Source organism: Zavarzinia aquatilis (assembly GCF_003173035.1).
Classification (GTDB): domain Bacteria; phylum Pseudomonadota; class Alphaproteobacteria; order Zavarziniales; family Zavarziniaceae; genus Zavarzinia; species Zavarzinia aquatilis.
Genome location: NZ_QGLE01000003.1, coordinates 293,215 through 318,479, shown reverse-complemented (window position 1 = coordinate 318,479; position 25,265 = coordinate 293,215). Strand labels below are relative to the sequence as shown.

At 68.3% G+C, this 25,265-nt stretch carries 26 protein-coding genes and 1 pseudogene; 16 read left to right on the top strand and 11 right to left on the bottom strand.

The annotated features are described in order from the left end of the window. Positions 1–11 precede the first annotated feature (11 nt). The gene (locus tag DKG74_RS07755; RefSeq protein ID WP_109904372.1) at positions 12–449 is read left to right on the top strand and encodes an acyl-CoA thioesterase; all 438 of its coding nucleotides are present in this window, start codon (positions 12–14) and stop codon (positions 447–449) included. An 87-nt stretch (positions 450–536) separates the two neighbouring features. Next, the gene (gene cysQ / locus DKG74_RS07750) at positions 537–1,325 is read left to right on the top strand and encodes a 3'(2'),5'-bisphosphate nucleotidase CysQ (protein ID WP_109904370.1); all 789 of its coding nucleotides are present in this window, start codon (positions 537–539) and stop codon (positions 1,323–1,325) included. Between the two features lie 4 nt (positions 1,326–1,329). On the opposite strand, the gene DKG74_RS07745 is transcribed toward cysQ, so the two are convergent. Beyond that, entirely contained in the window at positions 1,330–1,980 is a 651-nt protein-coding gene (locus DKG74_RS07745; RefSeq protein ID WP_109904368.1) for a LysE family translocator, read from the bottom strand. A 19-nt stretch (positions 1,981–1,999) separates the two neighbouring features. Next, a pseudogene (locus tag DKG74_RS07740) lies at positions 2,000–3,859 on the bottom strand (AMP-binding protein); the annotation flags it as partial. A 229-nt stretch (positions 3,860–4,088) separates the two neighbouring features. On the opposite strand from DKG74_RS07740, the gene DKG74_RS07735 reads away from it, so the two are divergent. After that, complete coding sequence (locus DKG74_RS07735; protein ID WP_109904364.1) at positions 4,089–5,105, top strand: glycerophosphodiester phosphodiesterase family protein; 1,017 nt, start codon at positions 4,089–4,091, stop codon at positions 5,103–5,105. Positions 5,106–5,119: 14 nt separating this feature from the next. Here DKG74_RS07735 and cobT read toward each other — a convergent pair whose 3' ends face one another. Next, positions 5,120–6,142, bottom strand: coding sequence for a nicotinate-nucleotide--dimethylbenzimidazole phosphoribosyltransferase (gene cobT / locus DKG74_RS07730; protein ID WP_109904362.1), 1,023 nt, complete (start codon positions 6,140–6,142; stop codon positions 5,120–5,122). Positions 6,143–6,229: 87 nt separating this feature from the next. Here cobT and DKG74_RS07725 point away from each other — a divergent pair, with 87 nt between their 5' ends. From DKG74_RS07725 to DKG74_RS07690, 8 genes are read left to right on the top strand one after another with little or no spacing between them, the layout of a single operon-like run. Next, positions 6,230–6,991, top strand: coding sequence for an adenosylcobinamide-GDP ribazoletransferase (locus DKG74_RS07725; RefSeq protein WP_165837584.1), 762 nt, complete (start codon positions 6,230–6,232; stop codon positions 6,989–6,991). Then, positions 6,984–7,631, top strand: a complete 648-nt coding sequence (locus tag DKG74_RS07720; protein ID WP_109904358.1) for a prepilin peptidase — start codon at positions 6,984–6,986, stop codon at positions 7,629–7,631. Before DKG74_RS07725 ends, DKG74_RS07720 begins: the two co-directional genes overlap by 8 nt. Before the next feature lie 30 nt (positions 7,632–7,661). Beyond that, complete coding sequence (locus DKG74_RS07715; protein ID WP_109904356.1) at positions 7,662–8,567, top strand: MBL fold metallo-hydrolase; 906 nt, start codon at positions 7,662–7,664, stop codon at positions 8,565–8,567. 4 nt (positions 8,568–8,571) lie between these two features. Continuing rightward, the gene (locus DKG74_RS07710; RefSeq protein ID WP_109904354.1) at positions 8,572–10,326 is read left to right on the top strand and encodes a patatin-like phospholipase family protein; all 1,755 of its coding nucleotides are present in this window, start codon (positions 8,572–8,574) and stop codon (positions 10,324–10,326) included. Positions 10,327–10,381: 55 nt separating this feature from the next. Beyond that, entirely contained in the window at positions 10,382–11,293 is a 912-nt protein-coding gene (gene ygfZ / locus DKG74_RS07705) for a CAF17-like 4Fe-4S cluster assembly/insertion protein YgfZ (protein WP_109904352.1), read from the top strand. Further along, positions 11,293–11,883, top strand: coding sequence for a DNA-3-methyladenine glycosylase I (locus DKG74_RS07700; protein ID WP_109904350.1), 591 nt, complete (start codon positions 11,293–11,295; stop codon positions 11,881–11,883). Before ygfZ ends, DKG74_RS07700 begins: the two co-directional genes overlap by 1 nt. Before the next feature lie 38 nt (positions 11,884–11,921). Next, positions 11,922–12,401, top strand: coding sequence for a GNAT family N-acetyltransferase (locus DKG74_RS07695; RefSeq protein ID WP_109904348.1), 480 nt, complete (start codon positions 11,922–11,924; stop codon positions 12,399–12,401). Between the two features lie 45 nt (positions 12,402–12,446). Then, on the top strand, positions 12,447–12,878 hold the full coding sequence (locus DKG74_RS07690) for a PaaI family thioesterase (protein ID WP_109904346.1): 432 nt from the start codon (positions 12,447–12,449) through the stop codon (positions 12,876–12,878). A 15-nt stretch (positions 12,879–12,893) separates the two neighbouring features. Here DKG74_RS07690 and DKG74_RS07685 read toward each other — a convergent pair whose 3' ends face one another. The 4 genes from DKG74_RS07685 to pdxH all read right to left on the bottom strand — a co-directional run bounded on the left by DKG74_RS07685 (position 12,894) and on the right by pdxH (position 15,768). Next, a complete protein-coding gene (locus DKG74_RS07685) occupies positions 12,894–13,157 on the bottom strand; it encodes an usg protein (RefSeq protein ID WP_109904344.1) in 264 nt (87 codons plus the stop codon). A 216-nt stretch (positions 13,158–13,373) separates the two neighbouring features. After that, positions 13,374–14,120 (bottom strand): SDR family NAD(P)-dependent oxidoreductase, encoded by a 747-nt coding sequence (locus DKG74_RS07680; RefSeq protein WP_109904342.1) that lies wholly within the window; start codon positions 14,118–14,120, stop codon positions 13,374–13,376. Between the two features lie 47 nt (positions 14,121–14,167). Beyond that, positions 14,168–15,115 carry a cation diffusion facilitator family transporter gene (locus DKG74_RS07675; protein ID WP_109904340.1) on the bottom strand — a complete coding sequence of 316 codons (948 nt, stop codon included), beginning with the start codon at positions 15,113–15,115 and terminating at the stop codon, positions 14,168–14,170. A gap of 32 nt (positions 15,116–15,147) precedes the next feature. Next, positions 15,148–15,768, bottom strand: coding sequence for a pyridoxamine 5'-phosphate oxidase (gene pdxH / locus DKG74_RS07670; RefSeq protein ID WP_109904338.1), 621 nt, complete (start codon positions 15,766–15,768; stop codon positions 15,148–15,150). Positions 15,769–15,927: 159 nt separating this feature from the next. Here pdxH and fabI point away from each other — a divergent pair, with 159 nt between their 5' ends. Beyond that, positions 15,928–16,746 (top strand): enoyl-ACP reductase FabI, encoded by an 819-nt coding sequence (gene fabI, locus DKG74_RS07665; RefSeq protein ID WP_109904336.1) that lies wholly within the window; start codon positions 15,928–15,930, stop codon positions 16,744–16,746. A gap of 1 nt (position 16,747) precedes the next feature. Then, positions 16,748–17,818, top strand: a complete 1,071-nt coding sequence (gene aroC, locus DKG74_RS07660; RefSeq protein WP_109904334.1) for a chorismate synthase — start codon at positions 16,748–16,750, stop codon at positions 17,816–17,818. Here the strand turns inward: aroC and DKG74_RS07655 are convergent, their stop codons facing one another. Further along, on the bottom strand, positions 17,819–18,364 hold the full coding sequence (locus DKG74_RS07655; protein ID WP_109904332.1) for a cysteine hydrolase family protein: 546 nt from the start codon (positions 18,362–18,364) through the stop codon (positions 17,819–17,821). It abuts the gene before it with no gap. A gap of 94 nt (positions 18,365–18,458) precedes the next feature. Between DKG74_RS07655 and DKG74_RS07650 the strand changes: the two genes are divergently transcribed. Next, positions 18,459–19,433 carry a GlxA family transcriptional regulator gene (locus DKG74_RS07650; RefSeq protein ID WP_109904330.1) on the top strand — a complete coding sequence of 325 codons (975 nt, stop codon included), beginning with the start codon at positions 18,459–18,461 and terminating at the stop codon, positions 19,431–19,433. 118 nt (positions 19,434–19,551) lie between these two features. Here the strand turns inward: DKG74_RS07650 and DKG74_RS07645 are convergent, their stop codons facing one another. Beyond that, a complete protein-coding gene (locus DKG74_RS07645; protein ID WP_109904328.1) occupies positions 19,552–20,499 on the bottom strand; it encodes a CE1 family esterase in 948 nt (315 codons plus the stop codon). Positions 20,500–20,510: 11 nt separating this feature from the next. Next, a complete protein-coding gene (locus DKG74_RS07640; protein WP_109904326.1) occupies positions 20,511–21,491 on the bottom strand; it encodes an extracellular catalytic domain type 1 short-chain-length polyhydroxyalkanoate depolymerase in 981 nt (326 codons plus the stop codon). A gap of 140 nt (positions 21,492–21,631) precedes the next feature. On the opposite strand from DKG74_RS07640, the gene DKG74_RS07635 reads away from it, so the two are divergent. Both DKG74_RS07635 and DKG74_RS07630 read left to right on the top strand, forming a co-directional pair. Next, complete coding sequence (locus tag DKG74_RS07635; protein ID WP_165837583.1) at positions 21,632–22,189, top strand: methyltransferase family protein; 558 nt, start codon at positions 21,632–21,634, stop codon at positions 22,187–22,189. A 4-nt stretch (positions 22,190–22,193) separates the two neighbouring features. Beyond that, complete coding sequence (locus DKG74_RS07630; protein ID WP_109904322.1) at positions 22,194–23,333, top strand: acyltransferase family protein; 1,140 nt, start codon at positions 22,194–22,196, stop codon at positions 23,331–23,333. Positions 23,334–23,482: 149 nt separating this feature from the next. Here the strand turns inward: DKG74_RS07630 and DKG74_RS07625 are convergent, their stop codons facing one another. Continuing rightward, positions 23,483–25,093, bottom strand: a complete 1,611-nt coding sequence (locus tag DKG74_RS07625; protein WP_109904320.1) for a GMC family oxidoreductase — start codon at positions 25,091–25,093, stop codon at positions 23,483–23,485. Positions 25,094–25,265 lie beyond the last annotated feature (172 nt).

The following is a 25,265-nucleotide window of genomic DNA, read 5'->3' as shown; positions in this document are numbered from 1 at the left end:
CCGGAGGTTCCATGAGTTCGCGTATCCCCCCCGCCACCCGCGACGGCTTTCCCGCCTTTCGCACCATCACCACCCGCTGGATGGACAACGACATCTACGGCCACATGAACAACGTGGTGCATTACGCGCTGTTCGACACGGCGGTGAACGGCTGGCTGATCGAACAGGGCGTGCTCGACATCCACAAGGGCGGGCAGATCGGCCTCGTGGTCGAGACCGGCTGCCGCTACCACGGGGAGCTTGCGTTCCCCGATGTGATCACGGCGGGCATCCGGGTCGGCAAGCTGGGCACCTCGTCCGTGCGCTACGAAATCGCCCTGTTCCGCAACGACGAGGCCGAAGCCGCGGCGGAAGGCTTCTTCGTCCATGTCTATGTCGACCGCGCCAGTCGCCGGCCGATGGCGCTGGCGGCGCCCTTGCGCGCCGCGCTGGAGGCGATCGCTCATTAGACCGGGCGTGAGGCTTTCTCACATTGCCTTGCCGCGACTGAACATTGTAAAGCTTCCAACCGCTTCCGCCCGCTGTACCGGATTGACATGCCCCGTCTCGACACCGCCACCCGCGCCGACCTGATCGTCGCCATCGCCGATCTCGCCGTCGCCGCCGGCGTCGAGATCATGAAGATCTACGCGACCGATTTCGACGTCAGGGCCAAGGGCGCCAACGACCCGGTGACCGATGCCGATGTCGCGGGCGAAGCCGTGATCACCGCCGGCCTCCTGAAGCTGACCCCGGATATCCCGGTCGTCGGCGAGGAAGCGGCCTCGGCCGGGCAGCTGCCGCCGGGCAATCCGGCGACCTGGCACCGCTTCTGGCTGGTCGATCCGCTGGACGGCACCAAGGAATTCATCAAGAAGAACGGCGAATTCACGGTGAACATCGCCCTGATCGAGGACGGCATCCCCATCCTCGGCGTCGTCCACACCCCGGCCAAGGGCTGGACCCATACCGGATACGGCACCGGCACCGCCATGGTGCGCAAGCAGGGCCTGCCGCCCCAGTCGATCAAGGTTCGCCCGGTGCCGCCGTCCGGCCTGACCGTGGTCGCCAGCCGCAGCCACCGCGACAAGGAAACGGATGAATTCCTGGCCGACCTTCAGGTCGCGTCGATGGTCGCCGCCGGCTCGTCGCTGAAATTCTGCCTGGTCGCCGAGGGCGCGGCCGATCTCTATCCCCGCATGGGACCGACCATGGAATGGGACACGGCGGCGGGCCACGCGGTCGTGCTGTCGGCCGGGGGCACGGTCACCACCCTCGAAGGGGCGGCGCTGTCCTACGGCAAGCCCGAATTCCGCAATCCGAAATTCGTCGTCCGCGGCGGGTGAAGCTTCAATTCGCCGCCGGCAGGATGCCGGCGAACAGCGGGTGATAGACGAGACTGGCCAGCGCCCAGACGCCGAAGCCGATGATCGCCGCGCCCGAGATGCGGTTGATCAGCACGAGGCCCCGCGCCTCGAGCCGGCCGCGCAGCAGCCCGACCAGCAGCGCGAGGGTCAGCCACCACAGCACCGAGCCGGCGAAGACGCCGGCCACGGTCAGCGATGCCCCGGCGAGCGAACCGTCGCCGGTCAGCCCGGTCGAGGCGAAGACGGTGGCAAAGCCGAGAATGGTGATCGGATTGGTCACCGTCAGCAGGAAGGTGCCCGCCATGGCGTGCGGGATCGAGCCTTCGTCGGCCTTCAATTCGCGATCCTTGGGCGTCGTGAACCAGGTCCGAAGCCCGAGCCCGATCAGGAAAAATCCGCCGAACAGGCGCATCCAGCCATCATGCGACAGCATCCAGTCGGAAATCGTGGTCAGGCCGAAAGCGGCGACGACGGCGAACAGCCCGTCCGCCACCGCGCCGCCGACCCCGGCCATGAAGCCGTTCACCCGGCTGATATGCAGGGTCCGGTGGATACAGACCAGATTGACGGGTCCGACCGGCGCCGCAACGACATAACCGACGATCAGCGCGCGGACGAACAGCTCGATATCCATATCCCCCGGTACCACCCCATCAGATCACGATCACGTCATTCCCCGGCGGATCGGCATAGAGCTTTTCGACGAGATGGGCCCTGCGGGTCAAGGCTGCTTTCTGGTTGATATAACCTTTGTCGGTGATTTCGCCGCCGTCGAGGCTGGCCGGTTCGGCCATGAACAGCACCCGGCGGATCACCGTGGACGAGCCCGGGTTGGCCTTGTTGTGGGCGCGGACGCCCTGACGGACGTGTTCGACCAGCTGGCTCGAATTCAGCATGGTGTCGAGCGAGCCCTGCGCCGCCTCGTCGGTCACCACCTTGGGCAGGCCGACCCAGTTGGGCCAGGCCAGCGCCGCGACGAACTTGCGGTCGTGGCCGCAGATCACCGCGTCCTGGATCGCCGGGGCAGCCGCGCCGACCAGATCGACCCGCAAGCGGCCCGCCTGCACCCAGGTGCCGGTGTCGAGCTTGAAATCCTCGGCCACGCGGCCGTCGAACACGAGGCCGAGTTCGGGATGCTCGGGGTCGAGGAATTTCGCGGCGTCGCCGATCTTGTAGAAGCCTTCCTCGTCGAAGGCATCGGCCGTCTTCTGCGGGTCGAGGTAATAGCCGGGCGTCACCAGCGGCCCGCGCACCCGGACCTCATAGGTATGGGCCGTCGGCACCAGCTTCAGCTCGACGCCGGGCAGCGGCAGGCCGATCATGCCGACCCGCTCGGACTCGCGGAACACGCTGGTCGCGACCGGCGCGGTCTCGGTGGCGCCCCAGCCCGTGGTGAAGATCACCCGCTCGCCCGTCACCTTGACGGCGAGAATCTGGAAACGCTCCCACAGGTCCTGCGACAGGGCCGCGCCGCCATAGGCGCAGAACTTCAGCCTGGCGAAGAAGCTCTTGGCCAATACCTCGTCCTTCTCCATCGCCGACAGCAGCATGGAGAAGGCAACGGGCACGTTCATATAGGTCGTCGGCGAGATTTCGCGCAGATTGGCGATCGTCTCGTCGAACAGGCCGGGCAGCGGGCGGCCGTCGTCGATATAGAGGCTGGCGCCATTATAGAGCGCGCCGTGCAGATTGGCGTTGCCGCCGAAGGTGTGGCTCCACGGCAGCCAGTCGACCGAGACCGGCGCCCCTTCCGCCGCCCGCCAGGCCGCCTGGTCGAGCACCAGCTGGCTCGCCATGCGGACATTGGCGCAAAGCATCCGGTGGGTATTGATCACCGCCTTGGGCATCCCGGTCGAGCCCGAGGTGAAGAGATATTTGCACACGCTGTCGGGGCCGAGCGCGGCGAAGGCGGCATCGACCTCGGGGCCGATCGGCGTCGCCAGCAGGTCGCGGAAATCGGTCGCCGGCAGGCCGCCCGGCGCATCCTGAACATAGACGACCTCGCAACCGTCGAGGTTCAGCTTGGTCAGCGCCGCCTCGAAGAAGCGGCCGTTCTGCACGAAGATGACCTTCGGCCTGATCATGTCGAAGACATAGACCAGCTTGGCGTGGTCCATCGACATCAGCGAATAGGCTTGGCTGATCGAGCTGACGGGAACGCCGGCCGCGATGGCGCCATACATCATCAGCGCATGTTCGACGGAATTGCCCGACAGGACCATGACGGCGTCCGACGGACCAAGGCCGCGCGCCAGCATGGCCGCCGCGATGGCGTTCACATGGCCCAGCCCCTGACCATAGGTCACCTTGCGCCAGTCGCGGTCCGGGCCGCGCTGGGCCAGCCACAGGGTATCCGGCTCCGCCGCCGCCCATTTGCGCAGCGGCACGATCATGTTGTGATCGTAGTCGGCCAGGGGTTCGGCAAGGCGCAGGATCATCTCGCCGCCGTCGCGGCGCTCGATCCCGATTTCGTTCGACAGATAAGTGACCTTGCGGAACGGTGGCTTCATGGCCTTCTCCCCAGCTCGAGCTGCCGGCTTTGCGCAACATCCGGCTTATGGTGCGCGAGTGTGCAAACTCGGCGCGCCTTTGCAACTGACAAAATCGTTCGCAACTGCGGCAAAGGGTGCGAATCCGCGGCCCGGGGCCGCATCGGGGCAAAATCCCGCACTCGCGATCTTCATTGATGCCGTCCTGTCGGCTAAGGTCGGCGCAGTTTTGTCCTGACGTGGAGAGCCGGTCATGTTTCGGCGCTTGCTGATTGCCGGCCTGGTCGCCGTTTCGCCCCTGCTTCTCGATGGGGTTGCCCGGGCCGATGGCGTGCAGGTCTTCGCCCGCGATGGCGCCGCCGTCACCTTCCCCGAAGGAACGCTGGCGGCCTTCGATCTCGCCATCGCCCAAGGGGCGGATGGCCTGCGGGTCGACGTCTATCAGACGGCCGACGGCGTCCAGGTGATTCGCACCGCCCGCAACCTCGCGGAAAATACCGATGCCGCCAGCCTGCTGCCGGCGCCGGCACCGATCAAGGGCGAGGCGCCGCCGGTCGGCCGCCCCATCGACCTGACCTTCTACAGCGATTACGCCCGGCTGACCGCGACCCAACCCATCGCGGGTCGCAGCACCGCCTTCGACGGCATGTTCACCGCGCCCATTCTCGAGGACCTGCTCGTCCTCGTCGAACGGCGCAAGATGGAGCGTCGGCGCCGCATCGCCCTGCTGATCGTGCTGCACGATACCGCGATTCACGCCGCCCGGGGCCGGCCGATGGAGCCGCGCCTGCTCGCCACCCTGCAGAAATATCGCCTGAACGGCGTGTCCGACGTGCTGATCGGCACCAGCGAGCCGTCGAGCTTCGCCCGCCTCGGCGCGACCGGCGGCAATCCGCGGGTCTTCGTGCTCGGCCCGTCGACCCAGCGACCCGGCGACGCCGCCCAGACCGGCGACCGCCGCAGCTTCGGCGACTATCAGACCCCGGACGGGCTGCGTGCCGTGCGCAATTTCGCCGATGCCGTATTGGTCGACGTGCAGGATGTTCAGGGCACCTATGCCGACGGCGGCGCCATGCCGGCCTCGACCATCGTCGACGACGCCCGCGCCGCCGGGCTTCAGCTCTTCGTCGGCGGCTTCGCCGATGCGGACGATCCGGTGAAGCCGCGGCGCGACGCCCTCGCCATGTATCGGCGGATCATCGCCCTCGGCGTCGACGGCATCGTGACCGACGAACCGGCACGCGCGGTTTCCGCGCGCTTCGGGCGCTGATCCGGCGGCGGGGCTCAGACCCCGCCGTCGACCCCCGCTTCGGCGAAGCTGGCCATTTCACCATGGCAGCGCGCCGCCGCCCGCACGATGCCGGCGGCAAGCGCCGCGCCCGACGCCTCGCCCAGCCGCATCCCGAGATCGAGCAGCGCGACAAGGCCGAGCCGGTCGAGCAACCGGCGGTGCGCCGGCTCGGCCGAGCAGTGACCGGCGACGGCATGGCCAAGACCGCCCGCGCGCAGCAGCCCAAGGGCGGCGACCGCCGCGGTCGCGACATAACCGTCGAGCACGACGGGCACCCGGGCATGGCGGGCGGCGACGCAGGCGCCCAGCATGGCGGCCAGTTCCCGCCCGCCGAGGCGCCGCGCGAGGTCCAATGGATCGTCGCACTGCGCCCGGTGGAAGGCGACGGCCGACTCGACCGCGGCGATCTTGGCCTGGAGCACGGGGCCGACCGCGCCGGTGCCGGGTCCAACCCAGGCCGCGGCGTCGCCCCCGAACAGCCCGGCCGACAGGGCGGCCGCCGCCGTCGTGTTGCCGATGCCCATTTCGCCGAGGCACAGAAGATCGAGCCCGGGCACGACCACGGCCATGCCGGCGGCGGCGGCGGCAACGAATTCCGCCTCGTCCATCGCCGGACCTGCGCGGAAATCCGCCGTCGGCCGGTCGAGATCGAGGGGGACGACGGTCAGATCGGCACCGATGGCGCCCGAGAGCGCGTTGATCGCGGCGCCGCCCGCGGCGAAATTGGCCACCATCTGGACGGTGACGCTGGCCGGATAGGGCGAAACACCGGCCGCGGCGATGCCGTGATTGCCGGCGAAGACGGCGATTCGGACCGACTCGGCCCGGGGCCGCGCGCGGGCCTGCCAGCGGGCGAGCCAGATGGCCAGATCCTCCAGCCGGCCAAGGGCACCGGGCGGCTTGGTCAGCAGCCGGTCGCGCGCGATCGCGGCCGAAGCCGCCGTCTCGTCGCCATCGGGCATTGTTTCGATCAGGAGGCGAAGGCCGGCGAGGTCGACGGGCGGTTTGATCGTCATGGCTAAAGCTGGCAGGGTCTCGTATGGCGGGCCCCAGCAGTAACCGTTCCGTGCCGGCCGCAGAAGTGTGAAATGCAAGATCCCGTCATGAACCGAACCGACGCCGCCACCGAATTCCGCCTCGCCCTGTCGCTGTTCTCCCGGCTGCCGGCGGGGTCGCTGCCCGTGCTGCCGCCGGGCAGCCTTGGCGCCGCGGTCTGGTGCTTTCCGCTGGTCGGCGCCCTGATCGGCCTGCTGGCCGGGATCGCCGGGCTGGTCGCCCATGGCCTCGGCCTCGGCATCTGGGGTGTCGCCATCGCCATCATCGCCGCTGAAATCCTGATCACCGGCGGATTGCACGAGGACGGTCTCGCCGATGTCGCCGACGGGTTGGGCGGGCGCGACGTCGCCAGCCGCCTCGCCATCATGCGCGACAGCCGCATCGGCAGTTTCGGCAGCCTCGCCCTGTTCCTGTCGCTGGCCGCGCGCCTCGTCCTGCTGGCCCAGATCGGCACCGGCTGGGGCGCGGGCGGTCTCGTCTTCGCCGCGATCGCCGCCAATGCCGGCGCGCGCCTCGCCCTCGTCCTGCCCCTCGCCCTGCTCGACCCCGCCCGGCCCGATGGACTCGGCGCCTCGGTCGGCCGGATTGATGGGGAGCGGGCGCTGAGCGGCGCCGTTTTCGCCTTTGGCATCGGCATCGTCTGTCTTGGCTGGGGTGTCCTGCCCGCCGCCCTCGCGGTCGTCATCGCCGGCCTCGTCGCCGTCGCCGTCGGCCGCGACCGTTTCGGCGGCTTCACCGGCGATCTCCTCGGCGCTGCCGCTTGCCTTGGCCTCGTTTTCGGCCTTGTCGCCATCGCCGGTCATGTCTGACATCGGCCTGTTCGATATCGACCGCTTCGCGCCCTATGTCGGCGCCCTGCTCGGCCTGATCGCCGGGCTGGCCGGCTGGCGCATCAACATCGCGCTGGCGCGGGCGCGGGCGCTGCCGGCGCCCCGTTTCGGCCTGCCGGCGGCCTTCGCCGCCGCGGGGATCGCCGCCGCCGCCCTCGCCCGCACCGGCTTCGCGCCCCATGGTTACGCCCTGATCGCCATGGCCGGCATCGGCAGCGCCATCCTCGCCTTCGATCTCGACCACCGGCGCATTCCCAACGAATGGTCGCTGGCGACCGCCCTCCTCGGCCTTGTCGACGCCGTCGCCACCGGGCGGGGCTGGCAGGGCCTCGCCACCGGCATCGGCGGCGCGGCCTTTCTCTGGGCCTTCGGCGCCGCCTATGCCTGGCTGCGCGGGCGGGAGGGGCTGGGCCTTGGCGACGTGAAGCTGGTCGCGGGCCTTGGCATCTGGCTGGGGCCGGTCGGCCTCGCGCTGTGCTTCATGGGGGCGAGCCTCGTCACCGTCGTCGTCGCGCTGGGTTTTCTCGCATTCCGCCGGCTCGCCGACGATCCGCCCTTCGGCCCCGGCCTCGTCGCCGCCATGCTGCTGTTGCTGGTCGGCGGCTTCGCCCCGATATAATCGACGAAACGACAGAGGAGGCGCGCGGCCATGGCGGTACAGATCCCCTTCCGCAAGGACATGAGCTTCGAATACGGCAGACTGGAGACCGTGGCCCCAGGCTTGCGCCGGATTCTCGCGCGCAATCCCTCGTCCTTCACCTTCCACGGCACCGGCACCTATGTCGTCGGCGAGGGCAAGGTCGCGGTGATCGACCCCGGGCCGGACGATCCCGCCCATATCGACGCCCTGCTGCAGGGCCTCGCCGGCGAGACGGTCAGCCATATCCTCGTCACCCATACCCATACCGACCATTCGCCGGGCGCCGCCCCGCTGAAGGCCGCGACCGGCGCCCCCACCTATGGCTACGGCCCCCATGGCAGCGGCCGGCGCGAGGCCGCGGGACATCAGGCGGTACAGGGCGGCGACATGGACTTCGTGCCCGACATAAGGCTGGAGGACGGCCATGTCGTCGCGGGCGAAGGCTGGACCATCGAGGCCGTGCACACGCCGGGCCACACCTCGAACCACCTGTGCTTTTCCTGGCGCGAGGCCGGTGTCCTGTTCTCGGGCGATCACGTCATGGGCTGGTCGACCAGCGTGATCATGCCGCCCGATGGCGACATGGGCGATTACATGGCGAGCCTCGCCCGGCTCCTCGAACGGGACGAGCGCGTGTTCTGGCCGACCCATGGCCCCGCCATCACCGAACCGCATCCGCATGTCCGCGCCTTCATCGCCCACCGGGGCGAGCGCGAGGGACAGATCGTGCAGCAACTGGCGGACGGCCCCGCCCGGATCATGGACATGGTCCCCGTCATCTACGCCGGGGTCGACCCCGGCCTGTTCCCGGCCGCCGCGCGTTCGACCTTCGCCCATCTGCTGCATCTCCACGACCGCGGTGCGGTCGAGGCGGAACCTTCGGCGACCATCGACGCCCTGTGGCGACTCGCCTGAGCCGATGGCCATCGGCGGCGAAGACGCCACCCTGATCGACGGCATCGCCTTCTTCGCCGACCTTGGCGAAGACGAACGGGCGGCGGTGGTCGAGCACGGGCAATGGTACAGCCTGCCCGGCGGCCACACGCTGTTCGCCCAGGGCGAGCCGGGCGACGCGCTCTATGTCGTGCTGCGCGGCGGCCTGTCCATCGTGCGGGTCGCGCCCGATGGCGTGCGTCGGCGCATCGCCCGCGTCCGTGCCGGCGAAGTCGTCGGCGAGATGGCGCTGGTTACCGGCCGCGCCCGCTCTGCCTCGGCCATCGCCGAGCGGGACTGCGAGATCCTGCGTCTCGACCGCGCCGCCTTCGAGGCGCTGGTGCACCGCCACCCGGAAGCCATGCTGGGGGTGACGCGCCAGATCGTCACCCGGCTGGAGGCGATCCAGGATCACCCGGGCGGGACGCCCGCGGCACGCCCGCGCAGCATCGCCCTGCTGCCCGCCGGCAGCGCGCGCGACTGCGTGGCCCTGCGCCGCGACCTCGCCCGGGCGATGCGGCTCTATGGCCGGGTCGCCGAGATCGGCGAGAGCGAGGGCGGCAATCGCCAGACCGACTGGTTCCACGACATCGAGACCGCCAACGACTACATCCTCTATCAGGCCGACGAAAGCGCGGGGCCGTGGAGCAGCCTGTGCCTGCGTCAGGCCGATCTCGTGCTCGTCGTCGCCGACGCGGACGACACCAGGGCCGGCCACCGTCACCCGCTGGAGGCGGTCGCGCGGGAGCGGGGCCTCGGCCTCGAACTCGTGCTGCTGCACCCGCACGACCGCCTGTCCCCCGGCGGTACCGCCGCCTTCCTCGAAGGCCGTGATTTCGCGCTGCATCATCAGGTGCGGATCGGCGACTGGGGCGATTCGGCCCGCCTGGCGCGGCAGGTCACCGGCCATGCGGTCGGCCTCGTCCTGTCGGGCGGCGGGGCGCGGGGCTTCGCCCATCTCGGCGTGCTGCGCGCCCTCGCCGAGGCGGGCGTGCCCATCGACATGGTGGGGGGCTGCTCCATCGGCGCCATCGTCGGCGCCGGTGCCGCCTTGCGCTGGGAAGCCTTCGAGGCCGAGCCGCGCTTCCGCCGCGCCTTCGTCGACAGCAATCCGGTCAACGATTTCACCCTGCCCATGGTCGCCCTGACCGCCGGTCGCCGGGTGATCAGGCGCCTGCGCGAAGCCTTCGGCGAAAGGCGGATCGAGGATCTGTGGCTGCCCTATTATTGTGTCAGCACCGATCTGACCGCGGGCCGCCTCGCCGTGCACCGGCAGGGGCCGCTGTGGTCCTGGCTGCGCGCCAGTGTCGCCATTCCGGGCATCATGCCGCCCTGGGTGGACGAGGCCGGCACCGTCTTCGCCGATGGCGGCGTGCTCGACAATCTGCCGGTCACCCCCATGCGCCGCCTCGGCCGGGGCGCCATCGTCGCGGTCGATGTCGGCGAGGCCCCGGCCTTTTCCGCGCCGGGCGCGCGGCCGGAGGAAACCAGCTTCGAGCGCGTCGTCCTGCGGCGGCGGCCGGCGATGCCCTCGATCTTCCAGATCCTGTTGCGTGCCGGCACGGTGAAGTCGCCGGCCGGCGATCTGCTGGGCTCGGGCCTCGCCGACCTCGTGTTGCGGCCGCCGGTGGAAAGCGTGGATTTCCTCGACTGGAAGGCTTTCGACCGGGCGCTGGCCCTCGGCCGCGATTACGCCCGGAAAGAGCTGGAACAGGCCCCCGCCTGTGTCTTTGGTCGATGACCGTCATGCTTGGCCGGCACTTGACTAACGGGCGGCCGCGCCGAACTCTTTGGACATGACCGAAACTGCAACGCCCTTCGCCACGCTGCTGCCGGGCCGCGGCCTCCTGCGCCTCGACGGCGAGGATGTACGCGGTTTCCTTCAGGGTCTCGTCTCGAACGACACCGCCCTGTTGACCCCGCGACACGCCCTGTTCTGTGCCCTGCTGACGCCGCAGGGCAAGTTCCTGCACGAGTTGATCCTTGCCGACAGTGGCGACGGCGTGCTGATCGACACGGAAGAGGCGCGCAAGGCCGACCTGCAGCGCCGCCTGACCATGTACCGCCTGCGGGCCAAGATCGGCATCGCCGCGCCGGACGGCCAAGCCGTCGCGGTCGCCTTCGGCGACGGTGTCGCCGCCCGCTTCGGCCTCTCCGAAGACGCTGGCGCCGCCCGCCCGCTGGACGGCGGCGGCGCGGTCTTCGTCGACCCGCGCAAGGCCGCGCTCGGCGTTCGCCTGGTCGGCCCGCGCGCCGCCGTCGAGGCGGCGCTGGCGGCGGCCGGCCTTGTCCCCGAAGAGGGCGAGGCTGCATGGGAGCGGCATCGCCTGAGCCTCGGCGTGCCCGACGGCTCGCGCGATATCGCGGTCGATCGCGGCTTTCTGCTCGAGAATAATTTCGAGGAGTTGAACGGCGTCTCCTTCACCAAGGGCTGCTACGTCGGACAGGAGCTGACGGCGCGCACCAAGCACCGCAGCACCATCAGGAAGAAGCTGATGACCGTGGAATTCGATCCGGCCGCGCCGCCGCCGCCGCCCGATACCACGATCATGTTCGGCGGGCGCGACGCCGGTGCCATGCGGACGGCGGTGCCGGGTGTCGGCCTCGCCATGATCCGTCTCGAATTTCTCGATCCGGCCGAGGGCGAGGACCACGTCTTCACCGCCGACGGCCTGGTGATCCACCCGATTCCGACGACGGCGGCGTGATGCGCGAAACCGGCCTCATCGTCCACGACGACGGCAAGGCGCGCTGCCCCTGGTGCGGCACCTTGCCCGAATACATGGCCTATCACGACGACGAATGGGGCGTGCCCGAGCGGGACAGCCGCGCCCTGTTCGAGAAGCTGATCCTCGACGGGTTTCAGGCCGGCCTTGCCTGGATCACCATCCTGCGCAAGCGCGACGGCTTCCGCCGCCGCTTCGAGGGGTTCGAGCCGGCGACGCTGGCGCGTTGGGGCGAGGCGGAGATCGCCGGGGCGCTGGCCGATCCCGGCATCGTGCGCCATCGCGGCAAGATCGAGGCAACCATCGGCAATGCCCGGGGTTACCTCGACATCGAGGCAAGGGAAGGCGACTTTTCGCGCTTCCTGTGGTCCTTCGTGAAGGATCGCCCGATCGTCAACACCTGGACCAGCATTTCGCAGGCCCCGACATCGAGCCCGGAAGCCGAGGCGATGTCGAAGGCCCTGCGACAATTCGGCTTCCGCTTCGTCGGGCCGACCATCGTGTATGCTTTCATGCAGGCCGTCGGGATGGTCGATGACCATCTGGCGGGCTGTCATGCCAAACGCGGATAGACCGGGAAAAACGGTTTCCGACCTGGGGACGAAATGACATGGCGGAAGGCGACAGACTTCGCGTGAGGCCGATGCTGGCGGCGGATGCCCCGGCCTGCGCCGGTATTTTCGTCGCCGCCCGCCGCCGGGCGCGCCCCGATGTTCCCGCCGACCGTTTCTCGACCGAGGATTTCGAGCTGGCGACCGCCGATCTCGAGATCGTCGTCGTCGAGCATCAGGGACTGGTCGCCGGTTTCGCCGGCTTCGACCGCCGCCACCGCGAGCTTGAATTGCTCTTCGTCTCGCCCGAGGCCCAAGGAAGGGGCGCGGGCGCCCTGCTGCTGGCGGAAACCGGCCGCATCCTCGGTCTTGGCGCGCACCTGCGCTGCGACGCACAGAATGCTTCGGGCCGCGCGTTCTATCGCGCCCAGGGCTGGGTCGAGACCGGCGAAGCCTGGGGTCGCATCCAGTTCACCCGGCCGGACCCGATCATGGCGCTGTTCCCCTCGCTGCTCGGCGTGCCGCTGATCGCCTTGTAGGACTTCGGGCTTGACGGCGAATTCAGCACTTCGTCCGATGGCGGCATGAACGATAGCAGCGATACCTTCGATCCCGCCCCGCCGCCGGGCTTCACCCGCCTGCCGGTGCGCAGCGGCTACGGCCTCTCCATCGGCCCGCTGTTCGAGCGCGAGACGGAAGACGGCGGTTTCATCCGGGGGTTCCGGGTCGGCCCCCATCTGACCAACACACTGAACAATTGCCATGGCGGCATGTTGATGGGCTTTGCCGATGTCACCTTCGGCCATGCCATCTCGCACCGGACCCGGGACAATTGGATCACCGTGCGCCTGCTGGTCGATTTCATTGCCGGCGCCCCCTTCGGCGCCTGGATCGAGGGCACGGGCCACATCGTCGCCGCCGACGAGAGTTTCCGCACGGTGCAGGGGCGCATCTGGTCGGGCGAGACCGTGATCGCCACCGGCACCGGCGTCTTCAAGGTGCTGACACCCCGCTGACGGGGCGCGAGCCGTTCAGTGCAGCGTGAAGTAATTCTGGGTGTGGCGGTATTCGCCCGGCTTGATGATGCGGTTGGACATCACCTTCACCGAATGAAGCTTGCCGTCGAGATTGGCTTCCCAGAAGTCGAGGAAACGTTTCAGTTCCGGGTATCGCGGCGCGATGTCAAGTTTCTGCCAAGTATAGCTTTGCAGCAGACTCGGATGATCCGGCATATGGTACAGAATTTCCGCCGTGGTAAGGCGATAGTCCGACAACATGCGTTCGAAGTCGCTCATGCAGAACCCTCCGTATCTTGACAGTTACATGCGCTGGATCAGCTCTACTCCCGGGAATTGCTCTACGGCGGGAACATGCCCGCGATTTGATTGAACACCTGCTTCGTAAAAGAAGCGTAACACGTCCGGCGCCGCCGTAAATACCGGCTTCGCCGCAGTGCGAAACAATTTTAATCGGGAATGGGGGAGGATCGGCGCCGATCCTCCCATTGGCGATCAGACGTGCTGGCCGCCGTTGATGTGCAATTCCGCGCCCGAGACATAGGACGACTGCTCGGTGCACAGGAAATAGATCGCCTTGGCGACCTCGGCGGTGGAGCCGAGGCGGCGCAGCGGGATCTGTTCGACCAGCTTCTCCGTCCCGGGCGAGAGAATCGCCGTCTCGATCTCGCCGGGGGAAATCGCATTGACCCTGATGCCGAGCGGGCCGAAGTCCGAGGCCATTTCGCGGGTCAGCGCCGCCAGCGCCGCCTTCGACGTGGCATAGGCCGAACCGGCGAAAGGATGCACGCGCGAGCCGGCGATCGAGGTGACATTGACGATGGAACCCTGCGCCGCCTGCAATTCCCGCAGCAGCCCGCGCGCCAGCAGGACAGGCGCGAAGAAATTCACCCGGAACACCCGGTCCCAGGTCTCGAACTCCGTCTCGATGGTGCCGAGTCGGCTGCCGCCCGGGCCTTTCGGCGAAATGCCGGCATTATTGACGAGGGCGTCGAGCCGGCCGTCGACCAGGCGGCTGCGCATTTCCTCGATCACCCGGGGCATGGCGTCGACGTCGGCAAGGTCGATCTGGACGTGATCCTCGGGACCGGCGGCCCAGGGGCAATTCTCCGGGAAAGGCTGGCGCGACAGGGTGATCACCCGCCAGCCCGCCGACGAGAAGCGCTTGACGGTGGCATGGCCGATGCCGCGGCTGGCGCCGGTCAGGATCAGGGTACGACGGGTATTTTCAACTACGGGCATGGCTATCTCGATCCTCGGCCGGACCTGCGGCGCGGGCGGATCCTGTATCAGATCCGGCGGGCGTGGCCGTCCGATTCCTCAACCCCGTCCGGATCTTCGTGAATGATCACCTCGGCACCGGGGAAAGCGGTGATCAACGCCTGTTCTACTGCTTCCGCGATCCCATGGGCATCACGAAGTTTCATATCGGCATCCAGCACCAGATGGAGCTGGATGAAGGTCGCGAGGCCGGAGCGCCGCGTCCGCAGGTCGTGAAGGGCGAGGACACGGGGTTCCGCCTTCACGATCTCGATGATCCGCGCGCGCTCCACATCCGGCAATTCCCGGTCCATCAGCATGTCGAGGGCGCCGCGCACGATGCCATAGGCGCCATGCAGCAGGATGCCCGCGATCCCGAGGGCGATGATGCCATCCGCCTCGACGAGGCCGAACTGGCTGGCGAGCACGAGGGCGAGGATGACGCCCGCGTTGGACAGAAGGTCCGACAGATAATGCAGCCGGTCGCCCGAGACGGCGATCGAGCCCGTGCGCCGCGCCACCCGTTGCTGATAGGTGACGAGACCGAGGGTGAGCACGATCGAGATCACCATGACCCCGATGCCGATCAGGCCGTTGTCGATCGGCGCCGGGTTGAGGATGCGCCGCACTGATTCGAACAGCAGGAACATGCCCGAGCCGGAAACGATGGCGGCCTGCAGGAGTCCCGCCAGCGCCTCCGCCTTGCCGTGGCCGAAGCGGTGCTCGCGGTCGGCGGGCGCGGTCGACTGATGAACCGCGAACAGGGTCGCCAGCGAAGCCGCCGCGTCGAGCGACGAATCGACCAGGCTGGACAGCATGGCGACCGAGCCCGACAGGACATAGGCCGCGATCTTGATGGCGATCAGGGTCAGCGCGACGCCGACCGACGCCATCGTCGCCCGGCGCATCAGGCGGGCGGCGTCGGCGACATCCAACGGTTCTGCGGCCGGGGCCGCGACGGCGGGGCTGGAACTCATCGAACCTTCACAAACTCAAGAACGGCGGAAAATCACGGATAGACGCGGTGAACCGTCCAGCCACCGGCGGCGACGGGCGTGAAGATCGCCCGGTCGTGCAGGCGGAACGGCCGGTCCTGCCAGAACTCTATACGCTTTGGCGCGATGCGGAAACCCGACCAATGCGGCGGGCGCGGCACGTCCTGACCCTCGTAGCGGGCGGCGACGGCGGCGATTTCCGCCTCGAAGGTGGCCCGCGACGCCAGCGGGCGGGATTGCGAACTGGCCCAGGCGCCGACCTGCGAATCGCGGGGGCGAATGGCGAAATATTCATCCGCCTCGGCCGCGGACACGGGCGCGACGGTGCCGTTGATCCGCACCTGACGGCGCAGGCCCTTCCAGTGGAAGTTCAGCCCGGCGACCGGATTGGCCAACAGGGCACGGCCCTTGTCGCTCTCGAAATTGGTGTAGAAGACGAAGCCGCGGTCGTCGTATTCCTTCATCAGCACGACCCGGACCGAGGGCTGCCCCGTTTCGTCGACCGTGGCGAGGGCCATGGCATTGGGGTCGTTCACCTCGGTTGCCGCTGCCTCGGCGAACCATTTGGCGAAAAGATCATAGGGGCCGCGCGCCGCGAGGGTCGCATCGTCGGTGGACGCCAGGATATCGGTCATGGAAAAACCTCGGATCGGAAGCTTCGGCGAACATAGGACTTTGCCCGCAAGGAAGCGAGGCATGGGCGAAATGCACCAGATGCAAGCCGTCCCTTGAGAGCCGGCCCGAGACGTCTATAATCCGCGCGCTTTGCACGCCGCCTTGAGGGAGATCAGCCTATGTCGATCGGCGCCGGCCTAATGGCTGGAAAACGCGGACTTATCATGGGGGTCGCCAACGACCGCTCCATCGCCTGGGGCATTGCCAAGGCGATTCACGCCCAGGGTGGTCAGCTCGCCTTCACCTATCTCGGCGAGGCCCTGGAGAAGCGCGTGCGGCCGCTGGCGGCGGAAGTCGGCACGCCGGACAGCCTGATCCTGCCCTGCGACGTTTCCGAGATGGCGTCCATCGACGCCGTCTTCGATGCGTTGAAGGCCGAATGGGGCACCATTGATTTCGTCGTCCACGCCATCGCCTATTCCGACAAGGAAGAGCTGAAGGGCCGCTACGTCGACACGTCGCCTGAGAATTTCAATCAGAGCCTGTTCATCTCCTGCTTCTCCTTCACCGCGGTCGCCAAGCGGGCGGAAGCACTGATGCCCAACGGCGGCTCGCTCGTCACCCTGTCCTACTACGGGGCGGAAAAGGTGATGCCGCATTACAATGTGATGGGCGTCGCCAAGGCCGCGCTCGAGGCATCGGTGCGTTATCTCGCGGTCGACCTCGGCAAGAACGACATCCGGGTGAACGCGATTTCGGCCGGGCCGATCAAGACGCTGGCGGCCTCCGCCATCGGCGACTTCCGCCTGATCCTGAAGTGGAACGAATATAATTCCCCGCTGAAGCGCAATGTCTCGACCGACGATGTCGGCGGCGCCGGGCTCTATCTGTGCTCGGATCTGTCGCGCGGCGTCTCGGGCGAGGTGCACCACGTCGATTCGGGTTACCACGTCGTCGGCATGAAGGCGGCGGACGCGCCGGACATCTCGGTGGTCTGAGGTGTCCTACAACAGCTTCGGTCATCTGTTCCGCGTCACCACCTGGGGCGAGAGCCACGGGCCCGCGCTTGGCTGCGTCGTCGATGGCGTGCCGCCGCGCCTTCCGCTGACCGAGGCCGACATCCAGGGCTTCCTCGACAAGCGCAAGCCCGGCCAGAACAGGTTCACCACCCAGCGGCGCGAGCCGGACGAGGTGAAGATCCTGTCCGGCACCTACGAGGGCCTGACCACGGGCACGCCCGTGAGCCTGATGATCGAGAATACCGACCAGCGCTCGAAGGATTATTCCGACATCGCCAAGAGCTTCCGCCCGGGCCATGCCGATTTCACCTATCAGGTGAAATACGGCATTCGCGATCCCCGGGGCGGCGGCCGCTCCTCGGCGCGGGAAACCGCGGCGCGGGTCGCGGCCGGGGCGATTGCCCGCAAGATCCTGGGGCCGGACGTCACCATCCGCGGCGCCCTGATCCAGGTCGGCGCCCGCCTGATCGAGCGCGAGCGCTGGGACTGGGCCGAGGTCGACAACAACCCCTTCTTCTGCCCGGACGCCGAGACGGCGAAACTGTGGGAAGCCGATCTCGACGCGGTGCGCAAGGCCGGGTCGTCGGTCGGCGCCGTGATCGAGGTCGTCGCCTCGGGCGTGCCGGCGGGCATCGGCGCGCCGATCTACGGCAAGCTCGACAGCGATCTCGCCGCCGCCCTGATGTCGATCAACGCGGTCAAGGGCGTGGAGATCGGCGCGGGCTTTGGCGCCGCCGCCCTGCATGGCGAGGAAAACGCCGACGAGATGCGCATGGAGAACGGCAAGGTCGTCTTCGGCTCGAACAAGGCGGGCGGCATCCTCGGCGGGATTTCGACCGGCCAGGACGTGGTCGCCCGCTTCGCGGTGAAGCCGACCTCGTCGATCCTCACCCCGCGCCACAGCGTGACGCTGGACGGCGAGGACACGGAAGTCTCGACCAAGGGCCGCCACGACCCCTGCGTCGGCATCCGCGCCGTGCCGGTGGGCGAAGCGATGATGGCCTGCGTGCTCGCCGACCACCTGCTCCGCCACCGGGGCCAGATCGGCTGATCAGGCGCCGAGGAAGGCGTCCGCCGTCTTCACCTCGGCATAGCCGAAGCCGAGCGCGGCCATGAAGGCGGCATGGACGTCGGCCGCCGGCACCTTGCGCCCGTTCAGTTCCAGATCATGGGTGGCGCAGGCATCCTCGATCACCGTCACCTTGTAGCCGAGGTCGGCGGCCGCGCGGCTGGCGGCGTCGACGCACATATGGCTCATGCTGCCGACGATGGCCACGTCGGTGACACCCGCCTGCTTCAGCGTCTCGTCGAGCGGGGTTTTCAGGAAGGCGTTGATCTCGGTCTTGGTGATCACCGGCTCGCCCGGCAGCGGTGCCGCCTTGGGATGGATTTCGGCGCCCGGGGTGCCGACCGCGAAAAAAGGCGCCTCGGCCGGGGCTTCGTGGCGGATGTGGACGACGAGATCGCCGGCCGAGCGCGCCGCGCCGATCACCGCCGCCGCCTTGTCGGCCGCCGCCTCCACCCCGGCAAGGGGCCAGCGCCCGTCCGGGAAATAATCCTGCTGGATGTCGACGACGATCACCGCGCGCTTGCTCATGTTGGGGCTCCTTGCCTGATGCCCCCTATTGATATCGGCAAGACGGCATGATTTGGATTGGCGAAATCGACATTCAGCGGGCCAAAACCGACAAATGACCGTCGCCCCCCTGCCGGAGATTGCCATCCTGCTCTACGACGGCGCGCAGGCGGCGGCGGTCCATGGGTTAACCGACCTGTTCGCCGTCGCCACCCGCATGACGCGGGAGCGGGGTGGCGGCGGCGCCTTGCGGGTCAGCCACTGGCGGCCCGAGGGGGCGGCCATGGCCTGCGTGTTCGACAGCGAGCCGGGCGCGGCGCATCGCCCCGCCATCCTGATCGCGCCGCCCAGTCTCGCCCCGCTGATGCCGGCGGAGGCGATGCGCCCCCTTGCCCGCTGGATGGCGGAGGCACACGAGCAGGGCGCCACCCTGGCCTCGATCTGCGCCGGGGCCTTCGTCCTCGCCGAGACGGGGCTGCTGGCCGGGCGGCCCGCCACCACCCACTGGGGCTATGCCGGACTGCTGTCCGCGCGCTTTCCCGATATCAGGGTCGACGCCGACCGGCTGGTGATCGACGACGGCGATCTGATCACCGCGGGCGGGGTCATGGCCTGGACCGACCTCGGCCTCGTCCTTGTCGAGCGGTTGCTGGGTCCGACCGTCATGCTCGATACCGCGCGCTTCCTGCTGGTCGATCCGCCGGGGCGGGAGCAGCGCAGCTACCGCGCCTTCATCCCCCGGCTGGACCATGGCGATGCCGCCATCCTGAAAGTCCAGCACGGCCTGCAGGCCACGGGCGCGGTCGGCGCCGCGCTGCCCGCCATGCTGGCCCAGGCGGGGCTGGAGGAGCGGACCTTCCTGCGCCGTTTCCGCAAGGCGACCGGCATGACCCCGACCGAATATGGCCAGCAGATCCGGATCGCCAACGCCCGCGCGGCGCTGGAGCTGACACGGCGCAGCGTCGGCCAGATCGCCTTCGATGTCGGCTATGAGGACCCTTCCGCCTTCCGCAAGCTGTTCCTGAGGCTGACCGGTCTTACCCCCGGCGCCTATCGCAAGCGTTTCGGCCGCGCCGGCTCAGGGGATTGAATCGCCGTCCCGGCTCAGGGGATTGAATCGCCGTCCCGGCTCAGGGGATTGAATCGCCGTCCCGGCTCAGGGGATTGAATCGCCGTCCCGGCTCAGGGGATTGAATCGCCGTCCCGGCTCAGGGGACTGAATCGCCCGGCGTCAGGAAGAAGCGCACAATCGCTTCGGTCGCGTCGAGATTGCCGGAGGAGCGGCCGGCGCGGCGCTGGCCGAGCTGGCTGGGCAGCGGCGGCCAGGCGTGGCCCCCGCCCGCGATCCACAGGCCGCGCACCCGGATACCGGCGGGGCAGTCCCGGTAATCGACACGGCGGAGCCGCGTGCCATCGTCGACCGTTGGCGGCAGATCGGCGGCCAAGGGCGCGCCCGTGCAGCCCGCGCCCTCGGCGAAGCGGCGCAGCGACGCTTCCGCCCCCGCGACCTCGCCCCGCTCGCAGAAGATTTTCGGCACGTCGGCGCAGACCGTGCCGCCCGCGAAAGGCACGATGGGATCGGCCATGCCGTTGATGGCCAGGACGGCAATCGGTCGCGAGGGATGGCAGCCGGGATAGATCGGCGACGCCACGGCGCCGATCACCGGCGCGATGCCGGCGACGAGGTCCGCTGCCTCGCAGCCCACCCGATAAGCCATCATGCCGCCGTTCGAGGCCCCGGCGACGAAGACCCGCCGCCGGTCGAGATTCACCCGCCCGCCGATATCGGCGACCAGGGCGCGCAGCGCGGCGACATCGTCGATGCCGGCCGCACTGGACGCCAGGGTGCCGCGCCCGTCGTTCCAGCGTAAGGTCCGGCGGGCGCCCGGCTCGCGATAGGCATCGGGATAGGCGACGGCGACCCGGTAAGCCTCGACATAGGACTCGAAGCCGAGGTGCCGCTCCATCTTGTCGGCGCTGCCATAGGTGCCGTGAAGCACGACGATCAGGGGCAGCGGTTCCGCCCCTGGCTTGGCCGGCACCGACAGGAGATAGTCGCGCGACCGGCCGTCCGGCGTGGTGAAACGGTATTCGCCGCCCTCGGCCAGCGCAGGAGAGGATGCCAGCAGCGCGACGAGCAGCAGCAGAAAGCGCATTTCCCCCCCCCCTAACGCACCACGCCCCAGAATTTCAGCAATTCGAGCGAGGAACAGATGCCGACATCGCTGACCAGCTGGCTGACGCCCTGGGGCGCCACGCCGCAGCCGGCCCACGAATCGACCGGGACCGAATGGCCGATGCCCTGCAGGTCGGTGAACTGCACCGCGGGGCGACCGTCGGCGCCCAGCCAGGTGGTGCGCTCGTAGGGGCCGACGCGATCCTTGATCGGCCGCTGCCCGGCGAGGCCGGTCAGACCCAGCCACTGGTCGCGCACGCGGGGGCCGTTGGATGGCGCGACCATGGGATCGGCGCTGCCCTGCCAGACCGACAGCCGGGGCCAGGGCCCGCGCCAGTCGGTCACGCTGGTGACGCGCCGGGCGAGATTGGCCGGGTCCGATTCGCCGAAGCCCAGCATGGCGACCGGCGCGGTCAGCATGATGTCGGTCTGGCCAATCGGCAGCGAACCGAAGACGCCGCCACCCGCGATCAGGTCGGGATAGCTGGCCATCAGGATCAGGGCCATGCTGCCGCCCGCCGACAGGCCGGTGACGAAGATCCGGCGCGGATCGAGCGGATAGGCGGTCAGCATGGCGCTGATCATCGAATGGATCGAGACGGGCTCGTCGCCCTTCGATCCCTGCTGCCAGGCATTGAACCACTGGAAACAATAATTGGGGTCGTTATAGGGCCGCTGTTCCGGCATCAGCACGGCGAAACCATAAGTGTCGGCAAGCGTGAGCCAGCCGGTTTCGACGGCATATTCATCGGCGGTCTGGAAACAATGATGCAGGGCGACGACGAGCGGCGCCCCCGGCTTCAGCGTGCGCGGCACATAGGCGCGCATCAACAGGCCGCCGGGATTGGCGCCGAAGCCCTCGAACTCGGTCGATCTGGGCTCGGCGACCGGCAGTTGCAGCGCACAGCCCCCGGCCAGCGCGAAAGCCAGCGCCACAACGACGAGCCGCATGATGTTGGAAAGCATATACATTCGGCGCCCCTGACTGTGCCTTCCGGCACCTTGGTGCCAAGGCGGGCGCTTTGCAAGAACCCGGCCTGCCCCTATAGTCCGCCCGGCCGGAGGAAGCGCCGGTGCCGCGATTCATGTGGCGTTGGGAAGACCATAAGAAGATGCGCCTGCCTCAGGACCTGCTGCTGATTCTCGCCAGTGTGATTTTCCTGGCTTTCACGATCGGCTATTTCGCCTACTTCCGCCGACCGGAAGGCACGCCCTGGCCGATGCGCGTGCTCGCCATCCTGTCGGGCGCGACGACGGGCGGCATCATCTCCGAGATCACCGACACGCGGGCGACCTGGGGCAGTTTCGTGCCCGCGCTCACCCTGTTGCTGCTTTCGGCCGCGCTCTATGGCTGGGCGATCCTGACCACGCGGCGTCAGCGCCTGTCCCTCGCCTTTTCGGGCGACGCGCCGGATTTCCTGCTGGCCGAGGGGCCCTACCGCCTGATCCGGCATCCGTTCTATACCGCCTATCTCCTCTACTGGCTGGGCGGGACCATCGCGGCGCGCCAGCCCCTGCTGCTGCTCGCGGTTGGCGTGATGGCGGCCGGCTTCGCCTGGGCCGCGCTCCGCGAGGAAGCGAAATTCGCCGCGAGTCCCCTTGCGGCGAATTACGCCGCCTATCGCCGCCGCACCGGCATGTTCCTGCCCTGGCGGATCTTCGGGGCCTGACGCCATGTCCCACGGCCCCGAGGCGGCGGCGCGGCGGCGCGAGCTGGACCTGCTGCGCATCTTAGCCTGTTTCGTCCAGTTCCCCTTCCACACCGCCAAGGTCTTCGACTACGACCCGGCCTATCATGTGAAGAACGCGGTCGCCTCCGGCGCGCTCGATCTCTTCGCCGCCTTCGCCCATGTCTGGCGGATGCCGCTGTTCTTCTTCATCGCCGGCTTCGCCGCGGCGACCGCCCTGTCCAGCCGCAGCGTCACCGCCTTTCTGCGCGACCGTTTCACCCGGCTGCTGCCGCCGCTGATCGTCGGTCTGCTGCTGTTCGCGCCCGCGATCAAATATATCGAGCGGCTGGGCGGCATCGACCTGCGGCCCAGCGGCCTGCGTCCGCCGACGGCGCCGATCGACATGGGCTATTTCGAATTCTATGCCCGCTTCACCACGCGGCTGAACCAGTTCACCTGGTCGCACCTGTGGTTCATCGTCTATCTGCTGCTGTTCTGCCTTCTGTTCAGCTGGCTGCTGAAGCGGATCGCCCGCGCCTATGACCGGCTGGATCGGGGCTGGGCCTGGCTGGCGGGGCCGGCCCTCCTCTGCGCGGCGGTGGAAATCCTGCTGCGGCCGCGCTTCGGCGACCTGCCCAACCTGTCCGGCGATTTCGCCAATATGTCGATCGAGGCGACATTCTTCCTGATGGGCGCCATCGTCTCGCGCCAGCCCCGGATCGAGGCGGATATCGCCGCCCGGCCCTTCGCCTTCCTCGGCCTCGGGCTTGCCGCCTTCGCCCTGTTCTATATCGGGGAAGGGCGATGGGGCCCGGTTGCGCTCGGCGCGCGGGGCATCGCCACCTGGTGCCTGGTCGCCGGCCTTCTTGGTCTCGGCCGGCGCCTGTTGCGGCCCCACGGCGCCTTCGATCGCTACATGGGCGAGGCGACCCTGCCGCTCTATGTGCTGCATCACCTGCCGGTGGTCGCGCTCGCCTTCGTGGTGGTGCCGCTCGCCCTGCCCTTGTGGGTGAAGGCGGCGGTGATCTGCTTCGGCTCCGCCGCCATCACCTTCGCCGCCTATCACTTCGCGGTCCGGCCCTTTGGCCCGATCCGCTTCCTGTTCGGCCTGAAGCCGAAGCGTCAGGCCGCCAGACCCCACTGATCGGCTCCGCAAGACGGAAACGCCGCGCCCCCTTGTCGTCATTCCGGCGCAGGCCGGAATCTCATGCCGGCAAGGGCGCTCTTGTCGTACCAAGGCCCCGGCCTTCGCCGGGGCGACGAGATTTCTTGCTCATCGCTCCGGAGGCCGTCTCAGGCCGCGCGGGAATAGGCCGAGGCACCGCCCAGGATATATTCGCTGGCCTTTTCCGCCGTCATGATCGTCGGCGCATTGGTATTGCCGCCGATCAGCGTGGGGTGGACCGAGGCATCGACGACGCGCAAGCCTTCGAGGCCATGGACCCGGCACTGGTCGTCGACCACGGCCATGTCGTCATGGCCCATCTTGCAGGTGCCGACCGGGTGATAGACCGTCTCGGCCCAGCGCCGGACATAGGCTTCGATCTCGGCATCGGTCTTCGCCGCTTCCCAGGTGAAATCGTGGTTCTTGGCGCGCTTGTCGGCGAAGGCCTGGTCGAGGATGACGTCGCGCGACAGCTTAAAGGCGCGGATCAGGCATTCCACGTCTTCCCGCTCGGCCAGATAATTCGGGTCGATCGCCGGATCGGCGAAGGGATCGGCCGACTTCAGCCACAGCCGCCCGGTCGAATGGGGCCGCAGCTGGCAGGCATGGGTCGAATAGCCATGGCCGAACTTGGTGTTCAGCCCGTGGTTCTCGAGGATCGCCGGGATGAAGTGCATCTGCACGTCGGGCCGGGGATCGTTCGGATTGGTGCGGGCGAAGCAGCCGGCCTCGGCGACATTGGTGGTGTAGATGCCGCGCTTGCGAATCCAGTAATCCATCAGGCCGATGGCGCCGCGATAGGCCATGCGCCACGAGAAGCCGTAGGATTCGGCGGTTTTCGTGCGCTGCTGCAGAGTGATGTCGAGATGGTCGCGCAGGTTCTTGCCGACGCCCGGCAGGTCGTGGCGGACCGGAATGCCCGCCGCCTTCAGGTCGGCGGGATCGCCGATGCCCGAGAGTTGCAGCACCTGGGGCGAATTGATCGCGCCGCCGCACAGGATGACGCTCTGCGCCGCTTCCTCCAGCCGGGTCTCGCCCTTGACGCGGAAGCGGACGCCCCGCGCCCGCTTGCCGTCGAATTCGATGGCCATGACATGGGCGCCGGTCAGGATGGTCAGGTTCGGCCGCGCCATGATCTCCCACAGATAGGCCCGGGCGGCGGAATAGCGCTGCCCTTCCTTCTGGGTGAGCTGGTAATAGCCGACGCCTTCCTGCTCCGCCCCGTTGAAGTCCGACGTCTCCTTCAGGCCCCAGCGCTTGCCCGCCTCGATATAGAGATCGCACAGGGGGTTCGGATGGCGCGGGTCGGTGACGTTCAGCGGTCCGAGGTTGCCGTGATACTGGTCGGTGATGCGCTCGTTGTGCTCCGCCTTCTTGAAATAGGGCAGCACCCGGTCATAGGACCAGTCGGCGAGGCCAAGCTCAGCCCAGTCGTTGTAATCGTCGCGGTGACCGCGCGTGTAGATCATGGCATTGATCGAGGAGGAGCCGCCCAGCGTCTTGCCGCGCGGCCAGAACATCTCGCGCCCGCCCATGTGCTGCTGCGGCACCGTGTGATAACCCCAGTTCCGCACCTTGGAGCGCATCAGCGCGACCACGCCGAAAGGCATCATCACCGACCAGTGCTTATCCGTCGGCCCGGCCTCGAGCAGCAGCACCTTCGTATTGGGATTGGCCGACAGCCGGTTGGCCATGACGCAGCCGGCCGAGCCCGCGCCGATGATGATATAGTCGTACATATCCCTCTCCCCGGGGCCTTATCGTTCTCGCCGGACCCGCCACCGCCAATCCGACAATTTGTCAGTCACAAAAATAGCGCATCGGCGGCGCGTGGAAAGGGAAATTTGGGGGTGGGTGAGGGGGGAGGGGGTGAACTGAGAGAGTTTTATATAGCGTCCCCGGGATTCCCGG

Bases quoted from the DNA above. Each gene is read 5' to 3' on its own strand.
- DKG74_RS07755 (WP_109904372.1), top strand. From the start codon at position 12: ATGAGTTCGCGTATCCCCCCCGCCACCCGCGACGGCTTTCCCGCCTTT.
- cysQ (WP_109904370.1), top strand. From the start codon at position 537: ATGCCCCGTCTCGACACCGCCACCCGCGCCGACCTGATCGTCGCCATC.
- DKG74_RS07745 (WP_109904368.1), bottom strand. From the start codon at position 1,980: ATGGATATCGAGCTGTTCGTCCGCGCGCTGATCGTCGGTTATGTCGTT.
- DKG74_RS07735 (WP_109904364.1), top strand. From the start codon at position 4,089: ATGTTTCGGCGCTTGCTGATTGCCGGCCTGGTCGCCGTTTCGCCCCTG.
- cobT (WP_109904362.1), bottom strand. From the start codon at position 6,142: ATGACGATCAAACCGCCCGTCGACCTCGCCGGCCTTCGCCTCCTGATC.
- DKG74_RS07725 (WP_165837584.1), top strand. From the start codon at position 6,230: ATGAACCGAACCGACGCCGCCACCGAATTCCGCCTCGCCCTGTCGCTG.
- DKG74_RS07720 (WP_109904358.1), top strand. From the start codon at position 6,984: ATGTCTGACATCGGCCTGTTCGATATCGACCGCTTCGCGCCCTATGTC.
- DKG74_RS07715 (WP_109904356.1), top strand. From the start codon at position 7,662: ATGGCGGTACAGATCCCCTTCCGCAAGGACATGAGCTTCGAATACGGC.
- DKG74_RS07710 (WP_109904354.1), top strand. From the start codon at position 8,572: ATGGCCATCGGCGGCGAAGACGCCACCCTGATCGACGGCATCGCCTTC.
- ygfZ (WP_109904352.1), top strand. From the start codon at position 10,382: ATGACCGAAACTGCAACGCCCTTCGCCACGCTGCTGCCGGGCCGCGGC.
- DKG74_RS07700 (WP_109904350.1), top strand. From the start codon at position 11,293: ATGCGCGAAACCGGCCTCATCGTCCACGACGACGGCAAGGCGCGCTGC.
- DKG74_RS07695 (WP_109904348.1), top strand. From the start codon at position 11,922: ATGGCGGAAGGCGACAGACTTCGCGTGAGGCCGATGCTGGCGGCGGAT.
- DKG74_RS07690 (WP_109904346.1), top strand. From the start codon at position 12,447: ATGAACGATAGCAGCGATACCTTCGATCCCGCCCCGCCGCCGGGCTTC.
- DKG74_RS07685 (WP_109904344.1), bottom strand. From the start codon at position 13,157: ATGAGCGACTTCGAACGCATGTTGTCGGACTATCGCCTTACCACGGCG.
- DKG74_RS07680 (WP_109904342.1), bottom strand. From the start codon at position 14,120: ATGCCCGTAGTTGAAAATACCCGTCGTACCCTGATCCTGACCGGCGCC.
- DKG74_RS07675 (WP_109904340.1), bottom strand. From the start codon at position 15,115: ATGAGTTCCAGCCCCGCCGTCGCGGCCCCGGCCGCAGAACCGTTGGAT.
- pdxH (WP_109904338.1), bottom strand. From the start codon at position 15,768: ATGACCGATATCCTGGCGTCCACCGACGATGCGACCCTCGCGGCGCGC.
- fabI (WP_109904336.1), top strand. From the start codon at position 15,928: ATGTCGATCGGCGCCGGCCTAATGGCTGGAAAACGCGGACTTATCATG.
- DKG74_RS07655 (WP_109904332.1), bottom strand. From the start codon at position 18,364: ATGAGCAAGCGCGCGGTGATCGTCGTCGACATCCAGCAGGATTATTTC.
- DKG74_RS07650 (WP_109904330.1), top strand. From the start codon at position 18,459: ATGACCGTCGCCCCCCTGCCGGAGATTGCCATCCTGCTCTACGACGGC.
- DKG74_RS07645 (WP_109904328.1), bottom strand. From the start codon at position 20,499: ATGCGCTTTCTGCTGCTGCTCGTCGCGCTGCTGGCATCCTCTCCTGCG.
- DKG74_RS07640 (WP_109904326.1), bottom strand. From the start codon at position 21,491: ATGTATATGCTTTCCAACATCATGCGGCTCGTCGTTGTGGCGCTGGCT.
- DKG74_RS07635 (WP_165837583.1), top strand. From the start codon at position 21,632: ATGCGCCTGCCTCAGGACCTGCTGCTGATTCTCGCCAGTGTGATTTTC.
- DKG74_RS07630 (WP_109904322.1), top strand. From the start codon at position 22,194: ATGTCCCACGGCCCCGAGGCGGCGGCGCGGCGGCGCGAGCTGGACCTG.
- DKG74_RS07625 (WP_109904320.1), bottom strand. From the start codon at position 25,093: ATGTACGACTATATCATCATCGGCGCGGGCTCGGCCGGCTGCGTCATG.